This is a genomic window from Arcicella gelida (assembly GCF_034931025.1).
GTDB classification, from domain to species: Bacteria; Bacteroidota; Bacteroidia; order Cytophagales; family Spirosomataceae; genus Arcicella; species Arcicella gelida.
This window is the reverse complement of the sequence record NZ_JAYGIL010000002.1, coordinates 408,937-427,963: the sequence shown is the minus strand read 5'-3', so window position 1 is coordinate 427,963 and position 19,027 is coordinate 408,937. Positions and strand designations below refer to the sequence as shown.

16 protein-coding genes and 3 tRNA genes are annotated in these 19,027 nt (G+C 32.9%); 9 read left to right on the top strand and 10 right to left on the bottom strand.

Annotated elements, in window-relative coordinates:
- Nucleotides 1-151: 151 nt before the first annotated feature.
- The 3 genes from VB776_RS01780 to VB776_RS01770 form a co-directional block, all read right to left on the bottom strand.
- Nucleotides 152-1,882, bottom strand: a complete 1,731-nt coding sequence (locus VB776_RS01780) for a glycosyltransferase family 39 protein (RefSeq protein WP_323325424.1) — start codon at nt 1,880-1,882, stop codon at nt 152-154.
- A gap of 107 nt (nt 1,883-1,989) precedes the next feature.
- A complete protein-coding gene (secG, locus tag VB776_RS01775; protein ID WP_184135550.1) occupies nt 1,990-2,331 on the bottom strand; it encodes a preprotein translocase subunit SecG in 342 nt (113 codons plus the stop codon).
- Between the two features lie 93 nt (nt 2,332-2,424).
- A complete protein-coding gene (locus VB776_RS01770) occupies nt 2,425-3,132 on the bottom strand; it encodes a hypothetical protein (protein WP_323325421.1) in 708 nt (235 codons plus the stop codon).
- A gap of 54 nt (nt 3,133-3,186) precedes the next feature.
- On the opposite strand from VB776_RS01770, the gene VB776_RS01765 reads away from it, so the two are divergent.
- Nucleotides 3,187-3,489 carry a hypothetical protein gene (locus tag VB776_RS01765; RefSeq protein WP_323325418.1) on the top strand — a complete coding sequence of 101 codons (303 nt, stop codon included), beginning with the start codon at nt 3,187-3,189 and terminating at the stop codon, nt 3,487-3,489.
- Between the two features lie 56 nt (nt 3,490-3,545).
- On the opposite strand, the gene lptE is transcribed toward VB776_RS01765, so the two are convergent.
- The 4 genes from lptE to tamL form a co-directional block, all read right to left on the bottom strand.
- Nucleotides 3,546-4,082, bottom strand: a complete 537-nt coding sequence (gene lptE / locus VB776_RS01760; protein ID WP_323325416.1) for an LptE family protein — start codon at nt 4,080-4,082, stop codon at nt 3,546-3,548.
- Nucleotides 4,063-5,406 carry a sigma-54 interaction domain-containing protein gene (locus tag VB776_RS01755; protein WP_323325413.1) on the bottom strand — a complete coding sequence of 448 codons (1,344 nt, stop codon included), beginning with the start codon at nt 5,404-5,406 and terminating at the stop codon, nt 4,063-4,065. Before VB776_RS01755 ends, lptE begins: the two co-directional genes overlap by 20 nt.
- A 61-nt stretch (nt 5,407-5,467) precedes the next feature.
- A complete protein-coding gene (gene miaB / locus VB776_RS01750; RefSeq protein WP_323325411.1) occupies nt 5,468-6,883 on the bottom strand; it encodes a tRNA (N6-isopentenyl adenosine(37)-C2)-methylthiotransferase MiaB in 1,416 nt (471 codons plus the stop codon).
- Between the two features lie 144 nt (nt 6,884-7,027).
- Nucleotides 7,028-9,493 carry a translocation and assembly module lipoprotein TamL gene (tamL, locus tag VB776_RS01745; RefSeq protein WP_323325409.1) on the bottom strand — a complete coding sequence of 822 codons (2,466 nt, stop codon included), beginning with the start codon at nt 9,491-9,493 and terminating at the stop codon, nt 7,028-7,030.
- Nucleotides 9,494-9,543: 50 nt separating this feature from the next.
- On the opposite strand from tamL, the gene VB776_RS01740 reads away from it, so the two are divergent.
- The 3 genes from VB776_RS01740 to VB776_RS01730 all read left to right on the top strand — a co-directional run bounded on the left by VB776_RS01740 (nt 9,544) and on the right by VB776_RS01730 (nt 11,911).
- Nucleotides 9,544-10,287 carry a TrmH family RNA methyltransferase gene (locus VB776_RS01740; RefSeq protein WP_323325407.1) on the top strand — a complete coding sequence of 248 codons (744 nt, stop codon included), beginning with the start codon at nt 9,544-9,546 and terminating at the stop codon, nt 10,285-10,287.
- A gap of 164 nt (nt 10,288-10,451) precedes the next feature.
- Nucleotides 10,452-11,057 carry a GDSL-type esterase/lipase family protein gene (locus VB776_RS01735; RefSeq protein ID WP_323325405.1) on the top strand — a complete coding sequence of 202 codons (606 nt, stop codon included), beginning with the start codon at nt 10,452-10,454 and terminating at the stop codon, nt 11,055-11,057.
- A gap of 125 nt (nt 11,058-11,182) precedes the next feature.
- Nucleotides 11,183-11,911, top strand: coding sequence for an esterase family protein (locus VB776_RS01730; protein WP_323325403.1), 729 nt, complete (start codon nt 11,183-11,185; stop codon nt 11,909-11,911).
- Nucleotides 11,912-12,019: 108 nt separating this feature from the next.
- Here VB776_RS01730 and VB776_RS01725 read toward each other — a convergent pair whose 3' ends face one another.
- From VB776_RS01725 to VB776_RS01715, 3 genes are all read right to left on the bottom strand, one after another.
- A complete protein-coding gene (locus VB776_RS01725; protein ID WP_323325401.1) occupies nt 12,020-12,799 on the bottom strand; it encodes a queuosine precursor transporter in 780 nt (259 codons plus the stop codon).
- A gap of 181 nt (nt 12,800-12,980) precedes the next feature.
- Complete coding sequence (locus tag VB776_RS01720) at nt 12,981-14,195, bottom strand: pyridoxal phosphate-dependent aminotransferase (protein WP_323325399.1); 1,215 nt, start codon at nt 14,193-14,195, stop codon at nt 12,981-12,983.
- Between the two features lie 193 nt (nt 14,196-14,388).
- Nucleotides 14,389-15,144, bottom strand: a complete 756-nt coding sequence (locus tag VB776_RS01715) for a hypothetical protein (RefSeq protein WP_323325397.1) — start codon at nt 15,142-15,144, stop codon at nt 14,389-14,391.
- A gap of 314 nt (nt 15,145-15,458) precedes the next feature.
- Here VB776_RS01715 and VB776_RS01710 point away from each other — a divergent pair.
- From VB776_RS01710 to VB776_RS01690, 5 genes are all read left to right on the top strand, one after another.
- Nucleotides 15,459-15,546: transfer RNA gene (locus VB776_RS01710), tRNA-Ser, on the top strand.
- Between the two features lie 37 nt (nt 15,547-15,583).
- Nucleotides 15,584-15,657 (top strand) — tRNA-Pro (locus VB776_RS01705).
- A gap of 95 nt (nt 15,658-15,752) precedes the next feature.
- A tRNA-Arg gene (locus VB776_RS01700) sits at nt 15,753-15,826 on the top strand.
- Nucleotides 15,827-15,904: 78 nt separating this feature from the next.
- The gene (locus VB776_RS01695) at nt 15,905-17,647 is read left to right on the top strand and encodes a hypothetical protein (RefSeq protein ID WP_323325395.1); all 1,743 of its coding nucleotides are present in this window, start codon (nt 15,905-15,907) and stop codon (nt 17,645-17,647) included.
- A gap of 87 nt (nt 17,648-17,734) precedes the next feature.
- Complete coding sequence (locus VB776_RS01690) at nt 17,735-19,027, top strand: hypothetical protein (RefSeq protein ID WP_323325393.1); 1,293 nt, start codon at nt 17,735-17,737, stop codon at nt 19,025-19,027.

Below are 19,027 nucleotides of genomic sequence, written 5' to 3'. Positions count from 1 at the left end.
GTCTGAGCGAAGCGAGTTTAGGAATTCTTGATTTTTTTGTTACTTTTTGTATCAAGACAAAAAGTAAGGACGAGAATAAATCCAAAAAACATTAAATTTTTTAAAACTTACTTTCTCAAGAGAAAGTTCGGGATGACTCATGTTTCTATGTTTAATATCTAAATCTTACTCCTTCAAAATCAAAGAGAATAATCTCTGTTCCATTTTTCTTTTTCAAGATAATTTTTTCAGGTTCTTGTTGATTTACTCTTTGATTAATTTGCGAGTTTTTAGGCAAATAAAAATTAGTAAGTTGAGCATCAACAACTGAAAAGGAAGGAATATCTTTTCCGCCCGGTGTAGCATCTTGATGATTAGAATATAATACAGTATCGCCTTCGGCATAATTTTGTAAAATTTTACTTGCCACTAACTGATATGGATTGTTTTTACGTGGTTCTGCAAAACTCATAAAATATCGTGGTGGATTATCTAGCCAAATGTTTTGGATGATGCCCGTCAACAAGTAAAACTGTACACAACACATTGTTAGTAAAACATACTTTGCATTTGATTTGAAGTACCAAATTTCTTTAATTAACAAAGTAACTAAGATGATACCAAATGAGTAGGAGTAACCAACATACCTTGGCATGATTCTGAAAGTATTGCCATCTTGCCAAGAGAAAAATATCAAGAAAACAAAAGGCAAAACAACTAAGGACAAAAGAAACAAGATTAGCTTGTTTTCTGCTTTTTTCCTATTCTTCCAAATAAGATTTATCAAGATAAATAATAAAGTAATATTTAAACCTAATACCAAAAACTGCATTTTAGCTACAGTACAGAAAACTAAAATTATAATCGCCATTGAAGTACAAAGTGCAATTTTTAGCTTTTCTGATTTTATTAAGATGAATCCTATGATTCCTGCCAGTGAAGCTACAATGGTCAATAAAGTATTACGTAATCCAGATAAATGAAGATAAAGTCCTTCACTACTGATAAAAGCACAAGAAATTACATGACGAATTTGTCGGGCAATATTCTTTACTGTAGCTACCGACAGGTATTCATCTGGCGAGTTTTGAGCGAGATAATTATAGGTTTTTACGCTGTTTTGTACATAGTCGAACAACCATTTTCCACCATCTGATTTTAACCAAAGTATTACGCCAATCAAAGGAATAATCATTGATAAACTCAGTCCAATCCAAGTACGTAAAACTCTTACATGAAAAACTACATATAAACCATGAATGAAAAATAATGGGAATGTAGAAAAATGGCAAAGCTCACAAGCTAATACTGTTAAGCCGTAAAGTAAGTAATATCCAAAAGGTTTTTCGGCTTTTTCTTCTTTCTTAATAATCAATAATAGCAGATGAGTAGCTAAAATTGAAAGGAAATATAGTAAAGCATAATTACGAGCTACCTGCGAATAATTGATGTAAAAAGGAGAAATCGCTGCTAGGAAGGATGCTAAAAGTGCTAAACGAACAGACTGAAAATGTGTTTTGACGAAAGCGAAGATGACTAAAATAGTCAGCAAATTAAATATCAACGACGGGAATCTCAAACTTTGGTCAGATAAACCAAAGGCACTCGTCCAGTAATGAAGCGAATAAGTATAGAGTGCACCATTGCCAGTATCTAAGCGAGCAATTGAATCGAAGAAATCGTGATAATCTTTTTTAGACCAAAATTCCTGAGGTGTGAAATAAGGATTTTTAGGTTTGCGAACAGAGTCTTTCTGATTGTTCCCTTCATAACTTGTAAACTGACTTACGAAGAGAGAGTACTTCTCATCACCCGCCAATCCGTGTTCGCCGATGTTATGAAAGCGTAAAAAAAAAGCAAGCATTAGTATGCTTGCTAAAATTAAGTATTGATATTTTTTCATTAAGTCTCGCATTAACTATCTTAACTAAAATGGCTATTCTAATTAATTTAATTGTAAAATATGTCTGAATTAGACAGTATTCCGAAAACTATTTAATGTTATAAACCTTATTTTTTTGAAGTATCAGTAGGGTTTGTTCCTAATGCAGGAGCTGCTGCTGGAATACCTGCTTTCTTAGAAGCTGCCTCTGTATTTACTGATTTGAACGTTTCAGCACTTTCAGTAGGAGTGATAAACTTAGTAGCTAAAACTAATAAAGCGATAGTGATTGCACCTCCCCAAGTAATTTGTTCTAAAAGGTCTCCTGTACGTTGAACACCAAACATTTGACTTGCACCAGCCGTTCCGAATTCTCCTGATAAACCACCACCTTTTGGATTTTGAACTAATACTACAAATACTAATAACACTGCAATGATGCAAATAACTACGATAATTGCTCCGAACATCTTTTATTTTAATTTGAAAATTTGAAAATGAAATTCTAATATTTTTAAACTCACTGAAACGAGCTGACAAGTCCTTAAATAATAATGGTAAATTTAAAATTCTGATAGCTCTTGAATTTTGCTTGCAAAGTACGCCTTTTTTTCTGGGAATTTCAAAATTAATTTCTCATAAACTCCTATTGCTTTCTCTTTCCTACCTTGCATTGTAAGGATTTTAGCATAGCTTTCAGTCACAATTCCTTTGTCTAATTTTCCACTATTCAAGGATAAATCTTCTTGTTTACCGATCGCTTCAAGCTGGCTTTTACTACTTCTGATTAAGCCTGGGTCTTTCAATAAAAAGTTCTCAATAATAGTATTTTGCAATTGTTGTTTCTGAGCTATTTCATTCAACAACATATCTTCTGCAACGGTTGAATAACTCAAGAATTCTTTATCGGATAATACTTCTTGCTGATACTCTTGCTGTTTGCGTTTGTCTTCATCTTCTTTGGCTTCTAAGATAGTTTCTAGCTTTCTTAAGAAATTAGAATCGAATTTTGCAGTTGTAGATACGTTCGAATGGTTTGTAAAAGTTCCATTCATGATTCTACGAAGGGCATTTCTGCTTAATGAATAAGCGGCAGCTTTACGCAGTTTTGCTTGTTTGGCAAGGTCATCGTTTTCATAAGCTTTTGCCAACAAAGTATGAGCAAGCGAACAATATGGATATTGTTGAATGGTTTCTTCCAGTCCATTAATTTCAAGAGCTGAAACTTCTGAAAGGTTAGCCACTAAATATGTAAAGGTTTCTTTAGTCATTTTATCAATAGCTATCTTTTGAGCTTTGAGTAATGGGCTTCTAATACAGAAAAATTGATTCAAGAGTCACAAATGATGTCTTCTAATACAGAAAAATTGATTCAAGAGTCACAAATGATGTCTTCTGATACAGAAAAAGTGATTCAAGAGTCACAAATGATGTCTTCTGATACAGAAAAAGTGATTCAAGAGTCAGAAATGATGTCTTCTAATACAGGGAAAGTGATTCAAGAGTCACAAATGATGTCTTCTGATACAGAAAAAGTGATTCAAGAGTCACAAATGATGTCTTCTGATACAGAAAAAGTGATTCAAGAGTCACAAATTATGCTTTCTAATACAGAAAAAGTGAATTAAGAGAATCGATTTGCTTTAAATCAATATTTTAAAACTCACAACTCATCATTCTTAACTCACCATTCTCCCGCTGTTTTATTGAAAATATCTAATACAATTTGGTCAAGTATTTTAGGTATTAAAGTGCCTTGAGCCGCCGTAATAGTTTGTGTTTGAGGGAAATCTTGATAAAAAGAAAACTCTTGGTCATAGTTTTTGTTTTCATCTTTGGCATTCGTAAACTTCACTTGAATACGAATCGTCAACCTATTCAAACCACCTTTATCATTTGCAGTGGGTGCTTGTGCTTCTACATCAAAAGCTGTGATGGCACCTTCAAACATCAAATCAGGATTACTGTTTGTCATTTTCAATGAAGTGTTTCTTTGAAAATACTCTTTGATTTTCTCGTTGAAAGTCAAACTTAAATTGGCAGGTCCACCAGCCGTTTGAAAGGCAAAGTTTTGAATTTGAATCGTCTTTAAATTGGGGTCTAAGCTAGCTCCACGAAAAGAATAGCAGCCACTTAAAACTAACATACTCAAACTTAAAAGAGCAACAATGCTAAGTTTTGAGGAAGCCCAAAAAGGAGTTTTACTCTTCTTCAATATCATACTGTTTGATTTTTCGGTACAATGTTCTTTCTGAAATTCCCAAATCTTGTGCGGCATATTTACGCTTGTTTTTATTTTTTTGTAAAGCTTTGATAATCATGTCTTTTTCTTGTTTTTCTAAAGAGAAAGATACTTCTTCGGCTTCGTGGGTAACGTCTATGAACGCATTTTTATTCTCAGCATTATTATTTCCTAAGTTAATAATTGTTAATTCGTTATCAGGCTGATTGTTCGAAAAATTATTCGCTGTTGGCGGTAATGTTCTCGGACTGTTAAATTCAGGTTGATAATTAGGCTGGAATGGAAATGAACGTTCCTTTTCGATGTTTTGGAAAAGACTTTCATTTTGTTTCAGAATATCTGGATTCACTTCACCATTTTGCAATACTTCTAAGAACATTCTTTTTAATTCGGTTACATCCTTTCGCATGTCGAACAGAATTTTGTAAAGTAATTCTCTTTCGGTGAAATTATCGTTTTGTTGTGCTTCAAAATCTCTTCTAACCAAACTATTGCCCATCATTTTTCCATTATTCATCTGAAGATAATGAGCTAGTTTTTCGCCATCCACAATTCTTTCATCGGTTTCAAGAATAGAAATCTGTTCGGCAAGATTTTTTAATTGTCTGATATTTCCTGGAAAACGTTGAGTCAACAAAATTTGTTGGGCATCAGAAGTAAGCTGAATTGGTTTAATACGATATTTCTCTGCAAAATCACTACTGAATTTTCTGAAAAGTAATTCAATATCCATTCCTCTGTCACGTAAAGGTGGCACAAAAATCGGAACAGTATTTAAACGATAATATAAATCTTCTCTGAATTTACCACGTTCAACGGCAGTCATCAAATTGATATTAGTTGCTGCAACGACTCTGACATTTGTTTTCTGAACTTTAGAAGAACCTACTCTGATAAACTCGCCGTTTTCTAATACTCTTAGCAAACGAGCTTGTGTTCCCAAAGGCATTTCAGCAATTTCGTCTAAGAAAATCGTACCGCCATCGGTTACTTCAAAATAACCTTTTCGGGCATCAATTGCACCTGTAAAAGCACCTTTTTCATGTCCGAAAAGTTCAGAATCAATCGTTCCTTCTGGAATTGCACCGCAGTTTAAGGCGATGAATTGTCCATGTTTTCTGGCAGAAAGATTATGGATAATCTTTGAAAATGATTCTTTCCCAGAACCACTTTCTCCAGTAATCAGCACAGTCATATCGGTTGGGGCAACTTGTGAAGCCACCTCAATCGCATGATTTAATGCTGGAGAATTGCCGATAATACCAAATCGGGCTTTTATGGATTGTAGTTCGGACGTTTGCATTTGAATAAGTGTTTTTTGTAAAAATGAAATGAATCTGTTTAAACAAGGCAGATATTTCTTTTTACACTACATCTCCAAACAAAGTAGCCGACGAACATGAAGTGATTTTTACATTCACATAATCGCCTTTTTGATGATTTCCTTTTGGCAAAATCACCATTTTATTTTGGTCATTTCTACCTTGTAAGAAATCCGCTGAACGTTTAGAGTCACCTTCAATCAACACTTTTTGAATCGTTCCAATCGACATTTCATTACGTTCCTGTGAAATTTTGCGTTGAAGCGCAATTATTTCTGCCAAACGTCTTTGCTTTTCATCATCAGAAATATCATCTACTAATTTCTTAGCCGCAGGCGTACCTGGACGCTCAGAATAAGCAAACATATAACCGTAATCATAACGAACGTATTCAATTAACGAAAGCGTATCTTGATGGTCTTCTTCGGTTTCTGTACAAAAACCAGCGATAATATCTTGAGAAATTCCACATTCTTCGCCCAATACTTCACGGATTTTATCCACACGATTGATATACCAAGCACGGTCGTAAGTACGGTTCATCAATTTTAAGATTCTACTGCTTCCGCTTTGCGCTGGTAAGTGAATATAATTACAGATGTTTTCGTACTTTTTCATGGTGTAAAGTACTTCGTCGGTAATGTCTTTTGGATGTGACGTTGAGAAACGAACTCTCAATAAAGGATTAATTAAGGCTACTCTTTCTAATAATTGAGCAAAATTGACTGTTTCTGTTCCATCAGCAGAAGCCCATTTATATGAATCAACATTCTGACCTAATAAAGTAACTTCCTTGTAGCCATTGTCTAATAAATCTTGACATTCTTTCAAGATAGAATAAACATCACGAGAACGTTCACGACCACGAGTAAAAGGAACTACACAGAATGAACACATATTATCGCAACCACGCATGATTGAGACAAAAGCTGTTACGCCATTTGAATTCAAACGAACGGGTGAAATATCTGCATAAGTTTCTTCTTTAGATAAGAAAACGTTAATTGCTTTATTTCCTTCTTCTACTTCTTCAAATAAATTAGGTAAATCACGATATGAATCTGGCCCTGCTACTACATCAACGATTTTTTCTTCTTCCAAAAACTTCGTTTTCAAACGTTCAGCCATACAGCCCAAAACACCCACGACCAAACTCGGACGTTTTTTCTTGAGATGAGTAAAATTCTTTAAACGATTTCTTACTTTTTGCTCGGCATTATCACGAATGGCACAAGTATTCAAAAGAATAACGTCTGCTTCGTCGAATAGAGACGTTGTCGCATAGCCATTTTCTTGTAAAATTGAAGTAACAATCTCGCTGTCAGAGAAATTCATCTGGCAACCGTAGCTTTCGATGTAAAGTTTCTTTTTGTCTTGTTTTCCTATTTCATCCACAGTAGTACGTGGAAGATCTAAAGCTTCTTTATCTTCTTCAGAAAGTATTTCTAAATTTCTCATATCTTTTTGTTCACCAATTTTGCTACAAATGATTGAGCAAACGTGAAAATTATTTTTGGACTAATGGAATCACAAGCTGTGACGAAGGGCAAAATTACGAAGAAATATTGTTATGTCTGACAGAATGTCAGTAAATTGTTGCAATTAAAAAGGATAACCAATTCCGAAGTTTAAAACCAATGGATTACGATAAGTAGAAGGCAGTTTTTCGCTAGGTTTAAATAAAACCCAACGATTGTTTTCAGGTAAAGATGGGTCTAACATCCTTACAGCCCAATCTAAACGCAATACAAAAAAAGATAAATCTACACGAACGCCAAAACCAGTTCCAACAGCAATTTCTTTATAAAATCTATCAAACTGAAAATCGCTACCAGTAATCCCTTCCGTATTTTGTCCTCGAAAACGCCAAACGTTACCAGCATCTACAAAGAATGCTCCGTTGATATTATAATCTCCGTAAAATCTTAAAATTTTAAAACGATATTCTGCACTTGCTTCAAGAAGAATACTTCCGGGTTGGTCAAAATTACCTTGAGCAGAACCAGGCCCTAAGCCTCTAGGTTTCCAAGCACGTAAACTGTTTGGTCCACCTACAAAGAAGTTTTTTTCATAAGGTAAACCTCTTTCTGTACCATAAGCATAAGCTAAACCTGTATTGATTTTATAGACAAAAATGGAATTTCCTTGTGGGTTTAAAGCAAGGTATCTTCGATAATCAGCATTGATTTTCAAGAAACGATAGAATTGTAAACTATCACCAAAAACGTCTGCTACAAAACCTATTTTGCCTTTCGGGAAAAAGTTAAGAGTAGTTCCACCAGATTCTAAGAGTACTCTTAAATAATTTCCTTTAGTAATTTGTCCATAAGGATTGTCGGTATAAGTATAAGAAGCACTAATACTTGAAACGAAAGATTTATTAAAACTTCGTCCTAAATTATTACCAGCATAGCGTTGAAGGCTATCCAAAAAGTTTTTGAAATCACGAGCTTGCTGGTTATTTGGATACGAAGTAGAAAGTAAGTTTAAGTCAATCAAAGAAACCTGCCAGAATTTATTTGGCGAAGGTCTCCATAAATAAGTTTGGTTAATTTTGAAATTCAAACGGTTATATTCTTGTCGTCCTACAAATTCAACCCCACCGCCCAAACGTGTTTGTGGCGTAAAATCATTCAATCTTTGAGCGATAAAATTGGGTGCTAAAATTTTTGGAATGATAATAGAAGAGTTAAACCCTAATTCTAAATTTCTACTCACAATATCAGGACGAATAAAACCTGCTTGGGCTTCGAAACCAAAGCGAAAGTTTGTTTCTAAGGAACTAGCACTTCCTCTTAAATTTCTCAGCTTAAAAGAAGTATTAAAAAAAGGACCTAAAACCAATTTATAAATACTTCCACCTGTTTCAGCAGTGAACTGATATTTATCCAAAGGACGAGCATAAATGGTGGCGTCCAAAACCCCTTTGGTTGTATCAAAATTTACTCTGGTGAATTGAAACTGGTCAAGTCCATACAATTTCTTCTGTGTTAAGGTTACTTTTTGAAGACTATAAGGTTCATTAGGACGAATATCAATTTTGGTATCTAAAAGCTTTTCTGAGAATTTTTTATTCACAAATAAGTACTGAATATTGCCAAAAACTACGGTGTCAACCTTTGCTTTTGGAATATTCGGCGAAGTACCATCCGAAATAAATGTTACTTTATTAAGCAAATACGATTTATTGTAATTTGGATTTTGTGGAGGTCGGTCTGGATTTGGTACAAAGGTAATTGCTTCGATTCCTTTTGTAATGGCAGTATCTAAATCATTAATACGGATACTTACATTCTCTTTTGTAAAATGATAGTAACCATTGTTTTTCAATAATTCTTCAATTCTAGCTTTTTCTGCATTATAAGTTTCAACTTCTAAACGATTACCATTTTTTAGCAGACTTTGATATTGGTTTTTCTTTAAAATAGCATAAATAGCTCTATCTGGTGTAACCAAAGAATCGGTTTTGTAAAAAGGATAATAATTTCCTTCATTTACCAAATAAGTAACGGCAATACTTCTTTTTTTGAAGAAAAGACTATCAGCTTTGTAGCTTACAGCATAATTGAAAAAGCCATGATTTTTGAAATAAGTCTTTACTTTTTCAACATTTTTCTTGGCATCTTCTTCATAAAAATAGGAGGGAGCTTCGCCAAAAGTGCGCATTCCCCAGTTGCCTTCGTTGATTTTTTTAGTAAGTTTTTGTGCTTTACTTTCTTTCTCTTTTGATAATTTTAAGAAAGCCAAAGAATTATTATCAATTGAATTTGCTACACGGTCGAAATCCTCGTTTAACTTTGTCAGTTCTTTTTGCCATTTTATCTTTTGATTAGGATAATTTTGAGCAAAAAGCTGGTGAAAATACAGTCCAAGTGTAAGGGGCGTTTTAAGTATTCTTTTGTTGGGTCTTTGTGGAAGTAAGGATTCTAGTTTTTCGGTAGTAACAATTTTATTTCCTTTAAAAGTCTGTGAATACAACAAAGGGTCAGTTAAAGTGCCTTTTGGAGAACATCCTGATAAATAGATGATTATCGAAAAAAAAGAGATATGGAAGATTGTTTTTTTCAAGGATAATAATGATAATAGATTTTATAAATAATCAATAATTTTTTAGACTGATGCTATCAAAAAATCAAATTAAATACATTAATTCTCTGCAGCAAAAAAAGTTTAGACAAGAGCATCAATCTTTTATTGTAGAAGGAGCAAAAAGTGTGCTCGAACTTATTCAATCTGATTTTGAAGTAGAATTACTTTTTGTTACAGATGATTTCTACAAAGAAAACGAAAGCCTTTTAGAGAAACAACCCATTCGTCCAGAAATTGTTACCCAAGCTGAGTTAGAACGTGTGGGTTCATTTAGTTCAAACAATGCGGCTTTGGCTACGGTGAAAACGAAAGAGAATCAGGAAATATTTGCCCAAGAAAATGAATATGTATTAATCCTTGATGATATTCGTGACCCTGGGAATTTAGGAACGATTATTCGTGTGGCAGATTGGTACGGAATCAAAAAAATTGTTTGTTCGAAAGAAACGGTAGATTTTTATAGCCCTAAAGTAATTTCATCAACAATGGGTTCATTTACTCGTGTAGCAATTTATTATACAGACTTGCAGACGTTTCTTTCTGAAAACAAGCTGAAAGTTTATGGTACTTTTTTGGATTCCGCTAATGTTCACGAAACAGTTTTTGCAGAGGCGGGATACATTGTAATTGGGAATGAAGCCAATGGAATTTCAGAAGGAGTAGAACGTTTAGTAACTGATAAAATTACGATTCCACGCTTCGGAGCAGCCGAATCTTTGAATGCTGGAATAGCCACTGCGGTTATTTGTGATAACCTTAGAAGAGGAAAATGATAAAATTTGAGGTTTTTGTATGAATTTACATAGTTTAATCGCTTGATTTTCAATATTTTATTTAAATTTAAATTCAAGATAAATCCGTAACGATTTGTTAACTATTTACTAACCACTGTGAAAAACAATTCTGTTTTTTTTGCATTTATATAAATTCTGGAGCTATGTTTTGGTACGAAGACGAAGTAAAAAGATTAGAGCAAGAGCGTTTGAAATTACCATACCAACCCAAAACGGCTTTTTATGGTAGTTCAACAATAACCCTTTGGGAGAGTTTATATCATGATTTTCAAGAATTTTCTCCTGTTAATTTAGGCTTTGGAGGTTCTACTTTATCGGCTTGTGCTTGGTATTTTGATAGAGTGTTTGCTCAATTTGAAGAAATTAATTCGGTAATTATTTACGCTGGTGATAATGATTTAAGTAACAATCGTCATCCAGAAGAAATTTTTCTTTTTCTGTTTCAATTATTTGAAAATATTCAAAGAAGATTTGGAGTGATTGATTGTACTTATATATCCATCAAACCGAGTCCACAACGTTGGTATTTAAACGAACAAGTAAAATACACCAACAAGATTATTGAGAGAGAAATAAAAAGTAGAGGAGACCAACTTCATTTTGTGGATATTTATGACCAATATTTGGATGATAAACATCGTCCTGATTCAAGATTCTATCAAAACGATGGTTTACATTTCAATAAGTTGGGTCATGATTTACTAAAAAATAAGCTAGTTGAACATCTTTCAACCCTTGTTTTACAATAAAATCAAAATGTAGTATGATTAATCAAGCATTTTTCATTAAACGTATCAATATAAATTATATGGTAATGCTTACAAATCAAATATAATTTTTACTAGTGTTTCTAAACCACAATTTTAGGAAAAGTATGAAAAGAGAATATCATAAATGGTTTAGTAATTATTTACAGAAAGATATGGAAATGCTAGTTTTTGGTCATGCCGGAGCTAGGGTTTTATTTTTTCCTACTCGTGGTGCTCGTTTTTATGATTATGAAGATTGGCATGTGATAGATGCGATTAAAGATAAAATAGAAGCAGGTTATTTGCAGATCTTTTGTGTTGATAGCGTAGATGCTGAAAGCCTTTACAGTGTTGAAAGTTCGCCGAGTTATCGTATTCAAAGACACATGCAATACGAAGAATACATCATTAATGAAGTCTTGCCTTTCACTCGACAAATCAATCCAGATATGACGATGATTTCGGCGGGTTGTAGTTTAGGCGCTTATCATGCTATGAATGTTGCTACAAAATACCCACAGTTTTTTACTAGAGTTGTTGGAATGAGTGGACGTTATGATTTAACTTGGCAAGTAGGTGTTTTCAAGGATTTGTTTGATGGTTACCACGACGAAAATATTTATTACAACAATCCTGTTCAATTTATTCCTAACATTAATGATGAAAATATACTTAATGAACTGAGAAGAGTAGAGTTTATTTTGGCAATTGGTCAAGACGATGCTTTTCTTGAAAATAATAAGTATTTCAGTGATATTCTTTGGAGGAAAGGAATCGTCAATAAATTATACGTCTGGGATGAAGAAGCTCACAAAGCTCGATATTGGCGTAAAATGGTTCAGCTGTATCTATAAAATATAAAACCAATATTTTGACATTAAAAAAGCCATTAACATTCAAACTTAAAGTTTATGATGTTAATGGCTTTTTAATGTATTTACTCCTAGTATTGAAGTGAAATTTTACTCTTCAGAAGCCGCTTCAACTTGTAATTTATCCGTCACATCATTTCCTAGATATTTATCAATCAAATTATGAGCCAAGTAAATAATTGGCGTTAATAAAATTGCCGTAAAGAATTTATACAAGTAACTATTCAATGAAGTAGAAAGCCATTGGTCAATTGTCCAATTTCCGAAAAGTACAAATGCAATTCCAATTACTACAAAACTGTCAATTAACTGTGAAACTAAAGTAGAACCAGTGGCACGTAACCAGATTTTTTTGCCATTCGTTACTTTTCTAATCGCATGAAAAATATACGCATCTAATAACTGGCTAATCAAAAATGCTGTCAATGAGCCAGTAATAATTCCTAAACCTTGTCTGAAAATTTTCCCAAAAGCATAATCAATATTAAAATTATCAGTGCCTTTATTTACTTCTAACCAAAAAGGAGCAGGAGTGAGGAGCGTTGCACCATAAATGATAATAAAGCAATATGCTATAAAACCAGCAGCTAAATACGATACTCTTTTAACACCTCTTTTACCGAAATATTCATTAATAATATCGGAAGTAATAAATACAAATGGCCAGTTTAATGCACCAGCCGTTTGGTTAATATCCCAAGTACCTAGAAAAGTTTGTAAATGAAGGGGTTTAAAACCAAAAGTAGATTCTACAGAAAAGATTTTAACACCAATAATCTCAGCGACAATAGCATTTGATAAAAAAATGCCAAATAGAAAGATGAATAATTTATTTCTTTTGGAGCTAAGAATGGAAAATTTCGAGTTCATTATTTTTAAGAATGAATATTGATAAAAATAGTAAGTCAGATAAACACAAAAGAGGCTAGATGTTTGAAAATCTAACCTCTTTACGAAGATAACAAATTATGTTAAAAATTGTTGGTTTGGATTACTTATTTAGCTATTGAATGCAAGCTTTGCTAAAATGAATCTTCACCAAAATCTAAATTTACTTTTTACGATGATTATCAAAATGAAGTGCGATTTTATTCATCGCTAATTCTAATTGCTCCAAATGTGGAAGAAAAACGATTCTGAAATGGTCTGGTTCTTTGAAATTAAAGCCTCTTCCGCCAACCACTAAAATACGTTGATCTTCTAATAAACTCAATACGAAATCACCATCATTTTTGAAATCAAATTGCTTTAAATCAAACTTTGGAAATAAGTACATCGCACCTTTTGGTCGGACACAAGTTACTCCTGGAATGGAAACAAGTTTTTCGTGAGCCAAGTGCATTTGCTTATACAAACGACCAGTTGGAGCAACTAAATCGTTAATTGACTGATAACCACCCAAAGCCGTTTGAATACCATATTGTGTAATAACATTAGCACATAAACGCATCGAAGCTAAAAAAGTAAGTCCTTCAACATACGATTTAGCCTTATGTTTTGCACCTGTCAAAATCATCCATCCACCTCGAAAACCAGCAGCACGATAATTTTTTGACATCCCGCCCATCGTTACAATTAAAGTGTCTTCCGACATTCCAGCTGTAGAATGATGAATGGCTCCATCATAAAGAATTTTATCGTAAATCTCATCAGCAAACACAATCAGTTTATGTTTTTCAGCAAGTCTAACGATACTTTCTACAATTTCCTTGTCATAAACAGCTCCAGTCGGATTGTTCGGGTTAATCAAAACTATTCCACGAGTTTTTTTAGTGATTTTTGATTCAATATCCTTTAAATCTGGATTCCAATCAGAAGCTTCATCACAAACATAATGTACAGGTGTTCCACCAGCGAGACCCACAGAGGTAGTCCAAAGTGGGTAATCTGGAGATGGAATTAAAATTTCATCATGAGGATTTAGCAAAGCAGTCATTGATAATGAAATCAACTCACTTACACCGTTACCTATATATATATCTTCAATTTCAATATTTTTTACTCCTCTACTTTGATAATATTGCATAACGGCCTTTCTGGCGGCGAAAAGTCCTCTGGAATCAGCATATCCTTGTGCGTTGCGAATGTTCATGATAATATCATGAATGATTTCCTCAGGGGTTTCAAAACCAAATGTCGCCGGATTGCCAATATTTAACGAAGTAATTTTATAGCCTTCACGTTGTAATTGAAGAGCTTTTTCGTAAACTGGCCCACGAATATCGTAGCGTAGCGAATCAAGACGACTACTTTTTAAGATTTCCATGCAATATTATTTTTACATTGTTGTTTGAAAGCCAAACATATAGGCAGTTAATAAGCTATCGTTTGATTTTCAATTTTGAGTTTGCAAAGGTGGGAAAAAATAAGCAAATACACTTAACTGAAAATCAAAAAAGGTTTATTGAAAACCAACTTGTTTCAATAAACCTTAAAAATTATTTAAAATTTGTACTATTTTACCTTTTCTCAAACCATTGCTCAAAAAGAAAACTGATATTACTTCTTTCAGAGGCATAGTTTAGTTGAACAAATTTTGCTTGAGTATTTGCCTCTAAGAAAATACCACCACGGATAGAAGTATGAGGAGCTAAAGTGGTAGCTTTAAAGTTTTCATTTAACCAAGTATGTTGTTCCCCACTAAGCTTGTCCATTCTTGAATAATAATGTTCATGGTCTGCAATTCGTTTGATTTGCGCTACTTGCACCATTGTTTCTCCTATATTTGCATTTCTCCAAGCTCTTTCAGGGTTTCTATTTGAAGAACTTGCAATCATTGCCACAATACCTCCTATAAATAAAACAGTATTAACCGTTTTAGCCCTTTTGATTTTCGTTTCCTCATAATTCATTTCTTGGCGAACTTTGCTTAATTCTTCTTCTGGTTCTATAGCTTGGTAGCTGTAAGTGTATTGCCCATTATTTGAAGTCAATTGATTTTTGTTAACATCAAGAGGTATAGCTTTGAAATCTTTTGGAGAAATTGTAAGAGGTTCATCAGTATTGTTAAAGAGTTCAACATCGAAAACCATGTATTTTTGGTAACGTCCGTCATAAGATGCTACGATTTTTACTTCATTATTTTCTTGTTTGACGATTTCTTTACCATTATCAACAATACTTTCTTGTTCAATCGGACGCATTTTCATGATATTTATCGAAGAACAAGAAATAAATAAACTTGAATAGCATAGTATTTTTAGATAATTGATCATTTTTTCTAAGAATTTTTAAAGATTATTGTTAGAACATTGACATACAAAATTTAGTTTTCCCCTATACTCAAAAGCTGATTTTTATGAAAATGAGATTAATAAGATGAAAATATTGAAAAAATTTTAATTTTTTTTTTGGCTTCTAAGTATTATAATAACCTTTTGATTATCAATTTTGTATCAAAATGTTATCAAATAAGGAGAAAATTATTTCATTTTTTTTTTGAGAGAGGGCTTGCGAAATAGAAAAATCGCCGTACCTTTGCATCACCTAAACACAACGACAGTATCACAAGCGATACTAAATGTGTTAAGGAGAGTTGCCTGAGAGGCCGAAAGGAGCCGTTTGCTAAACTGCCGTACCTCACAAGGGTACCGAGGGTTCGAATCCCTCACTCTCCGCTTAGAAGTATTAACTATTTCTAGCAAGGGAATATTTCGGGGTGTAGCGTAGCCCGGTATCGCGCTTGGTTTGGGACCAAGAGGTCGTAGGTTCGAATCCTGCCACCCCGACATTTTAAATGTGTTAGTTTGAAGATTTGAGAATTTGAAAATTCATTTCCTTGATTTTCAACTCTTAAAAATCTCAGATTAACACATTTTTTTTAGGTTCCATAGCTCAGCTGGATAGAGCAACTGCCTTCTAAGCAGTAGGTCTCAGGTTCGAATCCTGATGGAATCACTTTATTAAAAACCGCTTAGATTCGCTTTCTAAGCGGTTTTTTTGTTAGAAAATACTTTCATAACATAAACTAGTCCTATGATTCTCTATAAAAACCTACTGATTATTGCTACAGTAATTTTGCTGTTATTTTCAATACTAAGTATTTATTACGGAATCATTTCTCCTCCTCCATTAGTTACTTATACTACCGACGAACATTTTATTAGCGAATCTGGCGTTTTCCTTTGGTATGGCTGTACGCCAAGAACTTTAGAATGGGCAGGCTTGCCTAGTATTTTTATTGCTTACTCCTTATTTATCATACAGTGTGTATCACAAATTGTGAGCCATTTTTCTGACCTCCATCAAATTACTGATTTTTTGAAGGTTTTTGACGACAATGCCTATTATTACTTAAATCATCGTGCCGAATTTGTCCTTTGGGTGCGTGCCGCTCAAATTATTATTGTCGGAATTATTCTTTTTAATACTGTTCGGTTCATTTTAAAATCATCCCATTTTTTGTTGACGAATAATACAAAAGTAATTTTGGTATTATTATGTGTTTGCGTAGAATCTATTTGGGTGACTATTACACTTATCCGCCCCGAAGCTATTTCAGGAAGTTTGTTTATTTATGTTGTTCTTAGAATTTTATTTACTGAAAAAATCACACCACAAATAGCGACTACTTTATTTATACTTTTTATTGTAACTGTTTCTCAGCGATTAATCTTCTTATTTATTACTCCATTTATCATTGGAAGCCTAGCTATTCATTTACGTGCGCAAAAAATTGCGTTTAAAACATATTTGAATTATTCTTTAGTAATTCTATTCGCCGTATTTACTTTTATCCCATTTGCACTCACAGATACTTTTGTGGTATTGAAATCTTTTTTTGGTGTAATTTTTATCAAAATGCACCAAAGTCCGATGCCAACATTTTTTAATTATACTTTTATCTTGGACTTTTTATCGAGTCCTATGAATATTTTCTTTGCACTTTGTACGATTGTTGGAACTTGGTTTTTATTAAAAATTTATCCTTCCAAAACAATTATACTTATGTATATAGGTAATTTGTTATTTTTCTTATTTACTTCGTTAAAGTCAGCTCAATTATATCCTTCCCATCTTTTTCCAGCAACAATGATGTCAATTATCTTAATTGGTTTTGGCTTTGTTGCAGTTATCCAGACTCAAAAAGAACACTTAAAGAAATATTTAGTAACTGTATTTTGCTTGGTGTTAATCCTTAATTCTGGTTATGGAGTATATAGTAATAATAAAAGAATGACTACTGAACAAATAAATTTAGCAGAGGCAATTAGTTGGATTAATTCTTTAAATAATAACGAGACAATTGCTTTAGAGTTAGATTTTGATGGATTTATTCCAAAGAATTTAGTCTGTTTAGAAAGAGAAAAACAAGCCAATATTAGTGAGGCTTACAGAGTAGATAAGTTAAGTAAACTATTAAAAATTCCAGTATTAGATTCTACTCAACAAGTGAGTGCTTTACCAATTATTGCTCAAGCTTTTGCTAGTGAAGATGAAAAATTAATGGATGTTGAATACCAAATTTCATTAAAAAACATCCATAGTGATTCTTCAAAGCGATTCAATACTTATTATTTCTTTGATACAAGTAGTATGATGAGCCATTGTATGGTTCGTGATGAAGCCTATCAGAAATTTGAAGAAAATCAGTACCATTATTTGATAAGTGCTAAGCAATTGGCAAAATATAAACCAATCAAGGCATTTGATAAAGACGGAGGAGCAAAATATTGGGTGTATGAACAGAAAGGTTTTAATAAAGTACTAGCTGAGTAACAGCTTAAATGTATTATTTTTGTAATTATGAAAGCGTACTTTAATTTTAAATATAGTATTCAGTCACTTGGTTTGTTCATAGTATTTATGGGAAACCCCTTGATTTTCTTTTTTAAAGAAGTTTTAGGCTTTGGAGGAAGTTCAACTTTTACGATTGGAAGCTTATTTTTAGGCTTGATTTTAATGATTTCTCCGTCAGATATTTTTAGAAAGTTCTATAAACCTAATATTCCTATTTTTAGGGTTGCTAGTTTTTTCTTGATTCTTGCATTATTGGCTTGTTTGTTCTATAACCCATTTTTTGGATATGATAGAGACCGGACAGCATTTATAAGAGATCTAGGAAACTTCGTTTTTATTTTTGCATTCTTTTTTTTGGTGCTAAGTGTTTCGAATGATATTGCTGATTATTTTTTACCTGTTGCTATTTTGCTTACTTTTTTAGGAAGTATATGTTTAATTTATTCAATGGCAACAAATCCGCTATTTATTATTGGTCAAAGAGCAACTGTTGTTTTTGGTGATGGAACAACTACTGCAAGTGGAAACCCTCACGTATATGCAAGAAATGCTTTTGCGGGCGTTTTTGCTTCCTACTTTTTCTTGAAATCAAAAAGTCTTTTCTGGAAATTACTTTCATTCGCAAACTTAATTCTATCTGTAATTGTAATTATTCTTGCACAAGCAAGATCAATATTGCTGGCATTTTTATTTGCAGTTGCTTTATTTTTTTATTTCAATGTAACAAGAGAATCTGTTTCAGGATTTATTAGAGGTATCTTTAAACCTTTAAATCTAATAGGTATTTTCTTGTTTATTGCAGGAGTAATTTACTTTATAAGTACTCAGCAGAGGATTGTTGATATTATTGATTTGTATTATAATACATTTTTAGATACTTTTTCAAGAGCGTTATTAACTGCTTTTGGATTACAAGATGAAAAAACGGTAGATTATTCGGCATTGGGTAGAGTAAACAATATTGATAATATCATATTTATTTTTTCAGAAATTCCTTATGCCTTTATATTAGGTGGAGGTTTTAGGTTTATCTATGTGGATGTACCGATTATTGAAACATTTGTAGATTTAGGCGTGGCAGGAATTGTTTCATTTTCGTTATTCAACTACATGATTTTTAAAGAGGCTATCTATACTTTAAAATGGAAAGTAAACCCCTTTGCCTGTTTTATAGCCTATTTTTATATGACTTATTTTGTAGGGATTTTTACTGGGGGTGAACCTTACGGAACTTCTTACTGGTTTATTTTTGGGGTAGCAATTCGTTTTTTGGGAGTTAAATATTTAGAGAAAAATCCTGAAAATAATTCATCAGAAGACGAACTTTTACCTGTTCAACCACCTGTTCTTACTTCTTAA